12 protein-coding genes are annotated in these 13305 nt (G+C 62.6%); 10 read left to right on the top strand and 2 right to left on the bottom strand.

Annotated elements, in window-relative coordinates; all coding sequences use genetic code 11:
• Nucleotides 1–114: 114 nt before the first annotated feature.
• The 3 genes from GH656_RS06625 to GH656_RS06615 all read left to right on the top strand — a co-directional run bounded on the left by GH656_RS06625 (nt 115) and on the right by GH656_RS06615 (nt 2802).
• The gene (locus GH656_RS06625) at nt 115–1452 is read left to right on the top strand and encodes an O-acetylhomoserine aminocarboxypropyltransferase (protein ID WP_153075146.1); all 1338 of its coding nucleotides are present in this window, start codon (nt 115–117) and stop codon (nt 1450–1452) included.
• Nucleotides 1449–2285, top strand: a complete 837-nt coding sequence (locus GH656_RS06620; RefSeq protein WP_153075145.1) for an alpha/beta fold hydrolase — start codon at nt 1449–1451, stop codon at nt 2283–2285. Before GH656_RS06625 ends, GH656_RS06620 begins: the two co-directional genes overlap by 4 nt.
• A gap of 196 nt (nt 2286–2481) precedes the next feature.
• Nucleotides 2482–2802 (top strand): Mpo1-like protein, encoded by a 321-nt coding sequence (locus GH656_RS06615; protein WP_153075144.1) that lies wholly within the window; start codon nt 2482–2484, stop codon nt 2800–2802.
• Nucleotides 2803–3019: 217 nt separating this feature from the next.
• Here the strand turns inward: GH656_RS06615 and GH656_RS06610 are convergent, their stop codons facing one another.
• Nucleotides 3020–4342, bottom strand: a complete 1323-nt coding sequence (locus tag GH656_RS06610; protein ID WP_246184292.1) for a YihY family inner membrane protein — start codon at nt 4340–4342, stop codon at nt 3020–3022.
• A 115-nt stretch (nt 4343–4457) separates the two neighbouring features.
• Between GH656_RS06610 and wrbA the strand changes: the two genes are divergently transcribed.
• The 4 genes from wrbA (at nt 4458) to GH656_RS06590 (ending at nt 8148) form a co-directional block, all read left to right on the top strand.
• The gene (wrbA, locus tag GH656_RS06605) at nt 4458–5060 is read left to right on the top strand and encodes an NAD(P)H:quinone oxidoreductase (protein ID WP_153075143.1); all 603 of its coding nucleotides are present in this window, start codon (nt 4458–4460) and stop codon (nt 5058–5060) included.
• A complete protein-coding gene (locus tag GH656_RS06600) occupies nt 5060–5464 on the top strand; it encodes a DUF2069 domain-containing protein (protein ID WP_153075142.1) in 405 nt (134 codons plus the stop codon). Before wrbA ends, GH656_RS06600 begins: the two co-directional genes overlap by 1 nt.
• Before the next feature lie 322 nt (nt 5465–5786).
• Complete coding sequence (locus GH656_RS06595) at nt 5787–7235, top strand: FAD-binding oxidoreductase (protein WP_153075141.1); 1449 nt, start codon at nt 5787–5789, stop codon at nt 7233–7235.
• 73 nt (nt 7236–7308) lie between these two features.
• Nucleotides 7309–8148 (top strand): metallophosphoesterase, encoded by an 840-nt coding sequence (locus GH656_RS06590; protein WP_153075140.1) that lies wholly within the window; start codon nt 7309–7311, stop codon nt 8146–8148.
• 44 nt (nt 8149–8192) lie between these two features.
• Here the strand turns inward: GH656_RS06590 and GH656_RS06585 are convergent, their stop codons facing one another.
• Nucleotides 8193–9131: a LysR family transcriptional regulator gene (locus GH656_RS06585; protein ID WP_153075139.1), complete on the bottom strand. Its 939-nt coding sequence runs from the start codon at nt 9129–9131 to the stop codon at nt 8193–8195.
• 170 nt (nt 9132–9301) lie between these two features.
• On the opposite strand from GH656_RS06585, the gene GH656_RS06580 reads away from it, so the two are divergent.
• From GH656_RS06580 to GH656_RS06570, 3 genes are read left to right on the top strand one after another with little or no spacing between them, the layout of a single operon-like run.
• A complete protein-coding gene (locus tag GH656_RS06580; protein ID WP_153075138.1) occupies nt 9302–10894 on the top strand; it encodes an efflux transporter outer membrane subunit in 1593 nt (530 codons plus the stop codon).
• A gap of 12 nt (nt 10895–10906) precedes the next feature.
• A complete protein-coding gene (locus tag GH656_RS06575) occupies nt 10907–13111 on the top strand; it encodes an FUSC family protein (RefSeq protein ID WP_153075137.1) in 2205 nt (734 codons plus the stop codon).
• Entirely contained in the window at nt 13101–13301 is a 201-nt protein-coding gene (locus GH656_RS06570; protein WP_153075136.1) for a DUF1656 domain-containing protein, read from the top strand. The genes GH656_RS06575 and GH656_RS06570 overlap by 11 nt, the downstream gene beginning before the upstream one ends.
• Nucleotides 13302–13305: the final 4 nt, after the last annotated feature.

Raw genomic sequence — 13305 nt, 5'->3', positions numbered from 1 at the left:
CTGGGCCCCCCTCCTGTGACCACACCTGATGGTGCCAGGCCACAGTGGCCACAGTGCTAGGATGCCCCACGCCTAACTCTTCGCAGAGCGCCTCGCGCGACTTTGCCGCCCACGATGTCCGCCAACCGTTTCGACACGCTTGCGCTGCATGCTGGTGCCACACCCGACCCCGCTACCGGTGCCCGCGCGACTCCGATCTACCAGACCACGTCATTTGCCTTCCGCGATACCGCACACGCCGCATCGCTATTCAACATGGAACGCGCTGGGCATGTGTATTCACGCATTTCCAACCCTACGGTTGCGGTGTTCGAAGAACGCGTCGCGGCGCTCGAAAACGGCGTTGGCGCAATCGGCACCGCCAGCGGCCAGGCGGCACTGCATCTGGCCATCGCCACCCTGATGGGCGCAGGCGCGCATATCGTAGCCTCGTCAGCGCTGTACGGTGGCTCGCATAATTTGCTGCACTACACGTTGCGGCGTTTCGGCATCGACACCACCTTTGTTCAACCCGGAGACCTCGACGCCTGGCGCGCCGCGCTACAACCCAACACACGCCTGCTCTTCGGTGAAACGCTCGGCAATCCGGGCCTGAACGTACTGGATCTGGCCGCCGTGGCGCAGATCGCGCATACGCATGGCGTGCCGCTGCTAGTCGACTCAACCTTCACCACCCCCTATCTGCTGAAACCCTTCGAACACGGTGCGGACTTCGTCTATCACTCCGCCACCAAATTTCTGGGTGGTCACGGCACCACCATTGGCGGCGTGCTGATCGACGGCGGCACCTTCGATTTCACCCGTTCGGGGCGCTTTCCCGAATTCACCGAGCCCTACGCCGGCTTTCACGACATGGTGTTTGCCGAGGAAAGCACCGTGGCACCGTTCCTGCTGCGCGCCCGCCGCGAAGGGCTGCGCGATTTCGGTGCTTGTCTGCATCCGCAGGCGGCGTGGCAATTGCTGCAGGGCATCGAAACCTTGCCGCTGAGAATGGCGCGGCACGTAGCGAATACCCGCCGGGTGGTCGAATTTCTGGCAAGCCACCCTGCGGTTGAAAGCGTGAAATATCCCGAGCTCACGTCGCATCCTGACTACGCCTTGGCCCAGCGTCTGCTGCCACGAGGCTGTGGCGCGGTATTCAGCTTCAACCTGCACGGCGACCGGGCAACAGGCCAGCGCTTTATCGAAACGCTCACGCTGTTTTCACATCTGGCCAATGTCGGCGATGCCCGTTCGCTGGTGATCCACCCAGCGTCCACCACGCATTTCCGCATGGATGCCGCGGCGCTCGCGGCAGCTGGCATCAGCGAAACCACGATCCGCTTGTCTATTGGTCTCGAAGATCCTGACGACCTGATCGACGACCTGCGGCAAGCGCTAAAACAGGCGCTGAAAACCCCACGCAACCAGACCAATCCCCCCTCGCCCTCTCACTCCACGGGGGCCAAATGATCGTCGAGGTTCATGGCGTCAACGCTTATGCCTATACCGGTGGCAAGCCGTTCGAGCGTCAGCGCCCAACCGTGGTGTTCCTTCATGGTGCGGCGCACGACCATAGCGTCTGGACGCCCCAGGCCCGTTATTTCGCCCAGCATGGCTTTAGCGTGCTGGCGCTCGATCTTCCCGGGCACCTGCGCAGCGCGGGCCCGGCACTATGCAGCATCGCCGTGATGGCCGGTTGGCTCGCCGCGCTACTCGACGCCGTGGGTGTGCAGCGCGCATGCGTGGTGGGCCACAGCATGGGCTCGCTGCTTGGACTTGAGTTTGCGGGCCGCTACCCCGAGCGGACCAGCCATCTGGCATTGATCGGCAGCGCCGTGCCGATGGCCGTGTCGGAGGCATTGCTCGATACTGCACTCAACGCCGAAGCGCAAGCCATTGCCATGGTCAACCAGTGGTCGCATTCAACGCTGGCGGCCAGACCATCCGGCCCGGGCCCGGGCGTCTGGCTGCATGGCATGAACCAGCGCTTAATGGAGCGCGTCATCGCTAACGGTGAGCCCCATTTGTTTCACACCGACCTCAACGCCTGCCATACCTATGCGGATGGTTTGACCCGGGCCGCCCAGGTGCGCTGCCCCGTGCGCTTGATTACTGGACGGCACGACCTGATGACACCGCCACGCCTCACGCTCAGGCTTGCGGAGGCCTTCAGCCAGGCGAATGTGAGCGTGGATACGGTGATGCTCGAGGCAGGTCATGCCGTCATGGCCGAACAGCCCGATGCCACGCTGGATGCCCTTTTTAGTCTGGCTAGCCGCCCCACACCGCCAGCCCAAGCCTGAGTCGATCTGTGCTGACCACTACAGACGATACCCACGTCCGGTTCTTTACGCTATCGGCCAAATGGCTAGTTGCCCAAAGCAGTCCGAGCGCCGCACAATGGTTTTCGTGCGCGCCAGGTTAGCGGCGCATCGTCCAGTATCGCTAACCTGTTACTTCACAGGTAAGCGCATCAACCGGCTGACCACGGAGGCCACGATGACTCACTCCACCCACGCACAGCATTTCGCCAGTTTTGCCGAGTTTTATCCGTTTTATCTCAGCGAACACCGCAACCGGACCTCACGGCGGCTGCATTTCATAGGCTCTCTCGGTGTGATCGGCTGCGTGGCAATGGCGCTCGCCACCGGAATCTGGCTATGGCTGCTCGCCGCCGTAATCTGCGGCTATGGCTTTGCCTGGAGCGGGCATTTTTTCTTTGAAAAAAACCGGCCCGCAACGTTTCGCCATCCGCTCTATAGCCTGATGGGCGACTGGGTGATGTTCAAGGATATTTGCCGCGGCAAGCTGCCGCTTTAGAGGGCTGTGCTGGATTGGCTGGGTTGGCGCGTCTCGCCGGGTTGCTAAAGCTCAGGCGAGCCAGCGCTCAAGACCACATGGCAAACCGGAGCCACGCCCTGCATGCCGGCACACACTGGCACATACCAGCACGCATACCGCCCAGCACCAACCCACACAGGTTTAAACACGCCTCAACACACATCCACATGTCATCACGCAAACCACCCGCACAAACTCAAACCACCTGATGCGGCATCGCGGACGGCCCATCGTTGACATTCGCCCTGGCACCCGTGGCGTTCACCTCCCCCTCAACCCGCTGCGGCAGCAACTCCGCCAGCGATAGCTTCAGCTTGTCGTTGTCCAGCGCCGCCAGCAGCGCTGCGCAATCCACCTGGGTCGAATCGAGATTCAGCTGATATGCCAGTTCAGCCCGGTTAATCACAAAGAGATCAACCAGCCGTGCGACCGTTATCTGTGCCGGATTGGCCAGCAGCAAAAAGCGTGGCCGCTCGCCATCTTCCTGCAAGCGGGCCACCCACTCGATGCTTTCCAGCACCCTCAGCAAACGGTTGCTGGTTTCCATGTCGCGGCGCAGCAAAAGCGCCAGTTCCCGCATGGTGTAACCACGCGCGCCCGCCTCGCGCGCTTCAGTCAGCCATGCCAGCAGCTCCAGCGCATCCAGCAAGTCACTGCCGGGAAACCTGGGCCGATGGAACTGGCCGATGCGGATCGCGGGCAACGCCGACGCCACCATCGCGCCAATCAGCGTAATAAACCAGCTCATATACATCCACAGCAGAAACATCGGCACCACGGCAAACGCTCCATACACCGCGGTATAGCTCGGAATCCGGCGAATGTAATAACCAAAACCGCGTCTGGCGAGCTCGAACGCCAGCGCGGCGCACACGCCCCCCACCACCGCGTCGCGCCACTCAACCCGGCAATTGGGCAAATACACATACAGCATGGTGAACGCCAGCGCGGTGAGCGGCAAAGACGCGCCCGCCAGGGCCCAGCCAATCACCGGCGAAATATGCTTCACCGCTGTAAACGCCATCGACTGGGTAAACAAATAAGAGGAAATCGACAGGCTGGCACCAATCAAAATCGGGCCCAGCGTAAGGATCGCCCAGTACACCAGCACCCGCTGCGCCAGCGGCCGGGGCTTGCGCACGCGCCAGATCACGTTGAAGGCGGACTCGATAGTCATCATCGTCATCACGGACGTGACGAACAGCACGATCATTCCGAGCGTGGTCAGCCCTTTGGCCTTCGCGGCAAATTCGTTCAGGTAACGAAAAATCTGGTTATTGAATTGCGCGGGCATCAGATGGTCGGCCAGAAATCCTTGTAGCGCGGCCTGAAACGACGAAAAAATCGGGAATGCGGTGAACAGCGCAAAGGCCACGGTAGCAAGCGGCACCAGCGACAGCATCGTAGTGAATGTCAGACTGCCAGCCACCTGGGGAATGCGGTCTTCGCCGCTGCGCTTCGCGGCAAACCGTGCGAGACGTTTGAGCGTGTCGAGATCGACTCGCATCCTGGACAGCACTGGCAACACGCTTGACCTCCGTCATTTGCGGCAATCTAAAACCCCCGCGCAGACTCACGTGTGACCGGTCAGGCGGGCTCGGGCGCCTATAATACGCGCTCACTTGGTGAGGCTTATGAAAGACATTCTCGTGCTTTATTACAGCCGCTACGGCGCCACCCGTGAGCTTGCGCTAGCGCTCGCTCATGGCATCGACAGCGTCCCTGGCATGCAGTCCCGCGTACGCACAGTCGCTCCTGTTTCAACGGTCTGCGAAAGCACCCAGCCCGACATTCCCGCCGAAGGTCCGCCATACGTCGAGTTGCGCGACCTCGAAGAGTGCGCCGGACTGGCACTGGGTTCTCCCACGCGCTTTGGCAATATGGCCGCTGCACTCAAATACTTTCTCGATGGCACCACTCCGCAGTGGCTTTCCGGCGCGCTGGCGGGCAAGCCAGCCTGCGTCTTCACCTCAACCGGCAGCCTGCATGGCGGCCAGGAATCCACCTTGCTGTCGATGATGTTGCCGCTGCTGCATCACGGCATGCTGATCGTGGGCATTCCCTACACAGAAAGCACGCTCAGCACGACCCAAAGCGGTGGCACACCTTACGGGGCTTCGCATTTCGCCCGCAGCGGCAGCGCCCAGCAAGGCCTGTCCGCCGACGAAAAAACCCTTGCCATTGCGCTCGGCATGCGTCTGGCACGCACCGCGGCGCAACTCGATGAGCGTCCTTGATGCGCACCCCGGCACATTCCAGCCACATGACGCCTGCTAGCGGACCGCGCTCTGCCGCATGGGCTGCCGTCGCTGCGCTGCTGGCGCTGATCGTGTTGTCGCTGGCGTGGGAATGGTGGCTCGCACCGCTGCATCCAGGCGGCTCCGCGCTGGTGCTCATCAAGGTGCTGCCGTTGCTGTGTGCGCTGCCTGGCGTGCTGCGCCGCCGTCTGTATACGCTGCAATGGTCTGCGATGCTGGTCTTGCTGTATCTCGCGGAAGGTGTCGTGCGCGGGATGTCTGACCGGGGCCCGGGAGCCACGCTGGGCTGGATCGAAGCTACGCTGGCGCTGGTGTTTTTCGTCTGCGCGCTCGCTTATGTGGCTCCGTTCAAGCGCGCGGCACGCGCCCAGCGTAACGCGTGAGTGTTCGGGCTGGGGCGTACCACATACCGCGCACCACACACCGTATATCGCGCAATAAAATCCGTCTGCCTGAGAATCTGAAGCCACCTGAAACCGCCAGCCTCTGCTTGCCCCTCGCTGGATAGATAGCCTGATGAGCTACAAAGCAGCGCCTATCCCTGACACTCATATGCTCAAGGTAACGGGCTCAGAGAACCCGCTCATTCAGATAACTCACTCAGGTAGCCCGCTCAGGTAACCCACTCACGTAACAGCCCCACCGAACCGGCCCATGTCCCATCCGTCCTAACCGGCCACCGAACCCAACCGCCTGGGCGCTCCCATGTCCACTTCCACCGCACCCGCCATCCCCACCGCACAAGCCGCATTCCTCACCGCTTGCCGCGAAGCCATCGGCTCCGCGCATGTCCTTACCAACCCGTCCGACACCGCGCCCTATCTCACCGACCAGCGCCGCCGCTACACCGGCGCGGCATGTGCCGTGCTATGTCCCGCCACCTCAGATGAAGTCGCCCGCATCGTGCAACAGGCCGTGCAGCATCGCATCGCGCTAGTCCCACAAGGCGGCAACACGGGCCTCGCGGGCGGTGCCACCCCCGATACCAGCGGCCAGCAAGCGCTCGTCAGCCTGCGCCGCCTAAACCGGGTGCGCTCGATTGATCCTCATAACAACACCATCACGCTCGAAGCCGGGGTGCTCCTCGCCCAAGTCCAGGCCCAGGCGCATGCCGCTGGCCGCCTGTTTCCGCTAAGCCTTGCCGCTGAAGGCAGTTGCACCATCGGCGGCAATCTGGCCACCAATGCCGGTGGCACGGGTGTGCTGCGTTATGGCAACACCCGTGAGCTCTGTCTCGGACTTGAGGTCATCACGCCCCAGGGCGAATGCTGGGACGGCTTGCGCGGACTGCGTAAGGACAACACGGGTTACGACCTGCGTGACCTGTTTATTGGTGCTGAAGGCACGCTCGGCATCATCACCGCCGCCGTGATGAAGCTCCATCCACAACCCGCCGCGCGGATCACCGCGCTCGCCGCGCTCGCTTCGCCCCACGCCGCACTCGAATTTCTGGCGCTGGCGCAACGGCATGCCGGCCCACTCCTCACCGGCTTCGAATTGATGTCTGATTTTTGCGTGCGGCTGGTGGGTCAGCATTTTTCGCAGATGCGTTACCCGTTCGCCCAGCCGCATGCGCAAACCGTGCTGCTGGAACTCTCCGACAACGAAAGCGAAGCGCATGGGCGAGCGCTGCTCGAACGGCTGATGCATGCCGCGTTCGACCAAGCGCTGGTAGAAGATGCCGTCGTGGCCAGCAACCTCAGGCAAACCGCTGAATTCTGGGCTCTGCGCGAACATATCCCGCTTGCTCAGGCGCAAGAAGGGCTGAATATCAAGCACGATATCGCGCTGCCCATCTCAAGCATCGGCCACTTCATTGATGCAACCGACGCTGCGATTGCCCGGGCGGTTCCGGGAGCGCGCATGGTCACCTTCGGCCATCTGGGCGATGGCAACCTGCACTACAACGTCCAGGCTCCGGTGGGCGTCGACGCCAGGCAGTTTCTAGCGCAGCACCAGGCTGGGGTGAACCGGCTGGTGCACGACAGCGTGCATCAACATCACGGCAGCATTAGCGCTGAACACGGCCTGGGCCAGTTGAAGGTCGCCGAAGCCGCGCGCTATAAATCAGCCACTGAGTTGCATCTGATGCGCACGCTCAAGCACGCACTTGATCCGCTCAACCTGATGAACCCTGGCAAAGTCATAGGTTAGCCAGGCCGCCGTTGCGTCTTGCGTCTTCTCGCCGTCCGTCATCTAGCCTTTCGCCCAGTGGAGCCTGGCAACCATGAAAATCCGTGTTCTGTCAGACCTTCATCTCGAACATCAAATGCCCGACGCCATTCCCTACGCGCAAGCGGATCTGGTGGTGCTCGCGGGCGATATTCACAATCACGCCGAAGGCCTGCGCTGGGCCGCTGCGACCTTTGGCGACGCCGCGCCGGTGGTCTATGTTCCGGGCAATCATGAGTACTACGAGGGTGAACTGGGCGCGCTCGAAGGCGCGATGCAAGATGCGGCCCGCTCAATCGGGCATGTGCATTTTTTAAATAACGCCGTATTGCTCGATCCAGCGGGACGCTGGCGTGTACTGGGCACCACGCTGTGGACCGATTTCGCGCTCTATGGCGCAGATGACGCAAGCCGCGACGCCGCCATGGCAGCCGCCCAGCGCGTGATGCTGGATTATCGCGGGCTGATCCAGCTCACCTGGCCCACAGGCGGCGAGGCCACTGGCAAAGCCCATGCCCTCGCCGGTGCCAGCAGCCCACGCGATCTCACCCCCGCCGACACCCTCGCCCTGCATCAGCACGCCCGCGCATGGCTGGAGCACCAACTGGCGCAGCCATTTGCGGGGCACACCATTGTGGTTACGCACCATGCCCCGCACCGTCAAAGCCTCGCGCCACGCTTTGCCGATGATCTGGCCTCAGCCGGATTCGTCAATGATCTGCCAACGCTGGTGCGCAGCCCGGTCGCGCTGTGGGTTCACGGCCATACGCATACGGCGTTCGATTATTGGGTGGAAGGCACGCGCGTGGTGTGCAACCCGCGGGGTTATCGCCACCGGCGCACTGGCGAAATGGAAAACCCTGAGTTTGCGTGGGATAAAACCGTCGAGATCTAACACCTAAGGCGAATGCCTCAGGTGCTTCAAATGCTTCAAATACCTCAGGTCCGTGCGAACTGGCGCAATTCCGCCTGATCGGCGGCCAGGGTGGCGGGCAGTTCATCGCGTAAAAACTCCACCCAGGTGCGGATCTTCGCGTCGAGATACTGACGCGACGGATAGAGCGCATACAGATTCATTTCCTGCAAGGTGTACTCCGGCAGAATCCACACCAGCTCACCATTGCGCAAACGGCTGATCGCCGAAAAAATCGGCAGCACGCTAATCCCCATCCCCTCGCACGCTGCCACCGCCATGGCTTCAGCCACGTTCACCTTGAATGTCGCCGCGCCCAGCGTGAAGGTTTCCTGGCCGTTCGGCCCCGAGAAAACCCATTCATTCGACGGATAAATCGGCGTCACCATCTGCAGGCATGCATGTGCCGCCAGCTCGGACGGCACTTGCGGCACGCCATGACGCTCAAGATAGGCCGGAGACGCGCACGCAATACTGAACACCGTGCCCAGCCGTTGCGACACCAGCCCTGAATCCGGCAGGTTTTGCGCCAGCACCAGCGCCACGTCATACCCCTCGTCCAGCAGATCAGGCGCGCGCTGCGCCAGCGTCAGCTCGATTTGCACGTCGGGATAACGCTGCTGATAGCGGCCCACGGCCGGCACGATGTAATGCTGGCCGCAACTGGTCATCGAGTGGACTTTCAGCCGCCCGGATGGCCGCGCATGTGCGTCACCCGCCTCGGCCTCCGCTTGATCGACATACGCCAGGATCTGCTCGCAACGCTGCAGATAATGCTCGCCCGCCTCGGTCAACGCGATGCGCCGGGTGGTGCGATTGAGCAAACGAGTGCGCAAATGCGCTTCGAGATCAGACACCGCGCGCGAAGCGTAAGCGGTGGTGGTATTGAGATGCTGCGCCGCGCCCGTGAAGCTGCCAGCCTCCACGACGCGCATGAAAACCCGCATGTTTTGAAGTGTATCCATCCCTGCCGCCCTCTCTTTGCCGTCTTTGAGACCGGCGAATTTTTGCATGAATTGAAACAGTTATTGTTTCAATTTTCGTAAAAATACATTTCATCTTTACGGGTTATTCGACAATCTCTCGAAAAATATAATGGCGCACCAGTTTCTATCACTCATTTAAGGGGGAAAACGTGCAGTTTCCGGTACCCAAAAGGGTCGCCACGCTGGCGTTTCTTGCAATCTCATTAATAATCACCGGTTGCGCAAGCACCCGGGGCATCGCACCACAAGCCACTGGACTCGACCTGGCAGCACTTGATGCCGGGGCGGCCGTGCGCGCGGCGAATGCCGATGCGCAATGGCCTGCCGCTGACTGGTGGCGCGTCTACCGCGATCCGCAGCTTGACGCGTGGCTCGCCGACGCCCAGGCGGGCAACCCCAGCCTGGCCGCAGCGCAGGCGCGGGTGCGCGAAGCGCTGTCGCTGGCGGGCGTCGCGCATGCCGCGCTTGCGCCGCAAATCGACGGGCATCTCTCACTTCAGGGCGAACACTGGCCCGACAACGTGTTTTACGGCCCCGGCCCGCTCGCCAGTCAAAACACCTGGAATAACACTGGCTCAATCGGCCTCGCGTATCACCTCGACCTGTGGGGCAAAGATAAAAACGCCGCCGAACGCGCGCTCGATCTCGCCCATGCCCGCGCCGCCGATGCCCGCGCCGCTCAGCTCGAACTTCAGGCCAATATCGTGCGCACCTATATCGGCATGTCGCTGCACTACGCGCTGCTCGATATCGCCAAAGCCGCGCTGACGCAGCAGCAGCAAATCGCCGCTTTCGCCACGCGCCGCCTGAAAGGCGGCTTGGGCACGCAACTCGAAGTCAGCCAGGCGCAAACTCCGTTGCCTGAATACGAGCGCCAGATTGACGTGCTCGAAGAAGCCATCGCGCTCGATCGCAACCAACTGGCGGCACTGGCGGGCAAAGGCCCCGGCGCTGGCGAGGCCTTGCAACGTCCGGCGCTGGCAGAAGGCGCGCCAGTGAGCTTGCCATCGGTGCTGCCCGCCGCGCTGATCGGCCACCGCCCGGATGTCGTCGCGGCACGCTGGAGCGTCGCCGCGCAAGCCCGGGGCATCGACGTCGCCCACGCCAATTTTTATCCCGATATCAACCTGCTGGCCTCGGTGGGGGGCTATGCCGCGATGGGGCCGTTGTTCCAGTTTCTGCACGCCGCCAATGCCAGTTGGAGCGCAGGGCCCGCGCTGTCGCTGCCGATCTTCGACGGCGGCCGGCTGCGCTCGCAACTGGGCGCGGCCGCCGCTGGCTACGATCAGGCGGTTGAGCACTACAACCAGACTCTCGTCACAGCGCTCAAGGAGATTGCCGACCAGGTCGTGCGGATGCGTTCGCTGGCCACTCAGGAAAACGACGCTCAACGCTCGGTGGCCGCCGCACGCAAGACCTACACGCTGTCACGCATGGGCTATCAGCGCGGCCTGACTGATTACCTCAACGTGCTGGTCGCGCAAAGCCAGTTGCTGCGAGCCCAGGAAGGCGTCGCACGGGTTCAGGCGCAGCGCCTGAGCGCACATGCCTCGCTCGTCACAGCGCTGGGCGGTGGCCTGATGGAACCAGGCGATGGCCCAAGCGCCGCCGAAGTCCTGCCAGCCCAGCACGCGTCCACCAACCCGCCAGCATCTGAATCTAAATCTGAAGCTGAAGCTGGGCCCGCATCAGCAGATGCCTCCGCACCGGTTCAGGCAGCCCCCGCTGCCGCGACGCACTAGCCCGAGCCGCTCATGTCCGCTTCCTCGTCTTCCCCACCCCGTCAGCGCCTGCCGCTCGCCGCGCTGTATGCCGCAGCGGCCGACTGGGCCCACACCGATGGGCGCACCTGGTTGTATCTGTTCAAGGCGCTCGCCGCCGCGTTTCTCGCGCTGGGCATCGCCATGAAGCTCGACTTGCCGCAGCCGCGCAGCGCGATGACCACCGTGTTCATCGTGATGCAGCCGCAAAGCGGGATGGTCTTCGCCAAGAGCTTCTACCGTATCTGCGGCACGCTAGTCGGGCTGGTCGTAATGCTCGCGCTGCTCGGGCTGTTCGCCCAGCAACCTGAAATGTTCATCGTTTCAACCGCGATCTGGATTGGCATCTGCACGGCAGGTGCCGCACGCAACCGCAATTTCCGCTCATATGGCTTCGTGCTGGCGGGCTATACGGCCGCGCTGATCGGCATCCCCGCATCGCAGCATCCCGATGGTGCTTTTTTGTCGTCACTGGCGCGGGTGGTCGAAGTGATTCTCGGCATCATCTGCGCGGGCGCGGTAAGCGGGCTGGTGTTTCCGCAGCAGTCGGGGCATCAGATGCGCTCCACCGTGCGGGCCCGCTTTAGTGCATTTGTCGCCTACGTCTCGGCCTCGCTGTCCGGCAAGGCGGATCGCGCGCAGATCGACAGCACCAACGCCCGCTTTGTCAGCGACATCGTCGGCTTTGAAGCCACGCGCAGCGCTGCTGTGTTCGACAGCCCCGATGCGCGTATGCGCAGCGGCCGGCTCTCGCGGCTCAATAGCGAGTTCATGACCGCTTCGACGCGCTTTCATGCCTTGCATCAACTGATGAACCGGCTGCGCGAAGCCCATACGCCCGCCGCCATCGAAGCGCTTGAGCCGTATTTCAGGGAAATCGCGCCGCTGCTGCACAAATCCGGCAAACCGGTGCTGAGCGCAGCGGACGCCGCCCAGGCGGCAGATCAGCTCGAAGCCTACAAAGCCGCGCTGCCCAAACGCATGCGGGCCACGCGTCTCGAACTGGAAGCCCGCCCGGATGTTCCCCTGCTCGACTTCGATACCGCCGCTGAGTTGCTGTACCGCTTCGTCGACGACCTCCATGCGTACGCGCAAACCTACGCCTCGCTCGCTGTCGATAGCCACACGCGCGAGCGCTGGGTCGAGCGCTATCAGCCGAAAACCAACCTGCTCGCCGCCGGTGTGGCGGGTTTGCGGGCGACGCTGGTGATGATTGCGCTAGGCGCGTTCTGGCTGGCCACCGCCTGGCCCAGCGGTGCCACGCTGGTGCTCAACGCAGCCGCCACCTGTGCGCTGGCCTCGTCATCGCCTTATCCCACCCGCACCGCCTGGCAAATGGCTGCGGGCACGCTCCTCGCCACGCTGATGGGGCTGATCGTGACCTTCGGCATCTATCCGCGCATCGACGGATTTGCGTTGCTGTGCGTGGCGCTGACCCCGTTCCTGCTAATCGGGGTGTACATGACAACACGCCCCAAGCTGCTGGGTTACGGCCTCGGGTACTGCATCTTTTTCTGTTTTCTGGCAGGCCCCGACAACCTGATCAGCTACAACCCCACCAGCTTCCTGAACGATGCGCTTGCGCTGATTCTGTCGATGTCGGTGTCGTCCATCGCGTTCGCGGTGCTGCTGCCGCCTTCCACGCCGTGGCTACGCAACCGTCTGCTGGTCGATCTGCGGCGTCAGGTGGTGCTGGCCTGCCATGGCAAGCTGGCACGGCTGCGCAGCCGCTTCGAAAGCGGTGCCCGGGATCTGATGTTTCAGATCAACGCTCTCGCCGAAGACCAACCCAAACTCCAGCTCGACACCTTGCGCTGGCTCTTTGCGGTACTTGAAACCGGCAACGCGATGATCGACCTGCGCCGCGAACTCGCCGCCCTGCCTGACGAACCCCGCTATCGCGCGACGATGCCATGGCGCGCAGCGGTGCAGGCGATGAGTCAGACGCTCGCCGCACTGTTTGGCCAGCCGCGCGCAGACCGGCTCGAAGCCGCGCAAAGCGCGACCGCGCATGCGATTGCCCAGGTCCAGCAGTTGCTGGCCTCATTCACGCCAGCACGCGAAGAACGCCATCAGTTGCAGCGCATCCTGAGCCACCTGCATTTCATCCGTACCGCGCTGCTTGACCCGCAATCCCCGCTGGCAACGCTGGCGGACCATCCGCACGGGCCTCGTGAAGGAGTTCCTCATGCCACGTGAAATTGCTGTGCTAGACGCCTACGTGCCAGCCATCGTGCTGCTCTTCATCCTGGGCGCATTTCTAACCTGGCTGCTTGACCGCGTACTGGCCCAAACCGGGCTATATCGCATCGTCTGGCATCCCTCCCTGTTCCGGGCCAGTGTGCTCGTCTGTGTGTGCAGCCTGCTTGGGCTCGCCGTTTACCGTTGATTAA

The organism is Paraburkholderia bonniea (genome assembly GCF_009455625.1).
GTDB lineage: Bacteria > Pseudomonadota > Gammaproteobacteria > Burkholderiales > Burkholderiaceae > Paraburkholderia > Paraburkholderia bonniea.
The sequence above is the reverse complement of the archived record's forward strand: the minus strand, read 5'-3'. Positions and strand labels throughout refer to the sequence as shown.

Bases quoted from the DNA above. Each gene is read 5' to 3' on its own strand.
- GH656_RS06625 (WP_153075146.1), top strand. From the start codon at position 115: ATGTCCGCCAACCGTTTCGACACGCTTGCGCTGCATGCTGGTGCCACA.
- GH656_RS06620 (WP_153075145.1), top strand. From the start codon at position 1,449: ATGATCGTCGAGGTTCATGGCGTCAACGCTTATGCCTATACCGGTGGC.
- GH656_RS06615 (WP_153075144.1), top strand. From the start codon at position 2,482: ATGACTCACTCCACCCACGCACAGCATTTCGCCAGTTTTGCCGAGTTT.
- wrbA (WP_153075143.1), top strand. From the start codon at position 4,458: ATGAAAGACATTCTCGTGCTTTATTACAGCCGCTACGGCGCCACCCGT.
- GH656_RS06600 (WP_153075142.1), top strand. From the start codon at position 5,060: ATGCGCACCCCGGCACATTCCAGCCACATGACGCCTGCTAGCGGACCG.
- GH656_RS06595 (WP_153075141.1), top strand. From the start codon at position 5,787: ATGTCCACTTCCACCGCACCCGCCATCCCCACCGCACAAGCCGCATTC.
- GH656_RS06590 (WP_153075140.1), top strand. From the start codon at position 7,309: ATGAAAATCCGTGTTCTGTCAGACCTTCATCTCGAACATCAAATGCCC.
- GH656_RS06585 (WP_153075139.1), bottom strand. From the start codon at position 9,131: ATGGATACACTTCAAAACATGCGGGTTTTCATGCGCGTCGTGGAGGCT.
- GH656_RS06575 (WP_153075137.1), top strand. From the start codon at position 10,907: ATGTCCGCTTCCTCGTCTTCCCCACCCCGTCAGCGCCTGCCGCTCGCC.
- GH656_RS06570 (WP_153075136.1), top strand. From the start codon at position 13,101: ATGCCACGTGAAATTGCTGTGCTAGACGCCTACGTGCCAGCCATCGTG.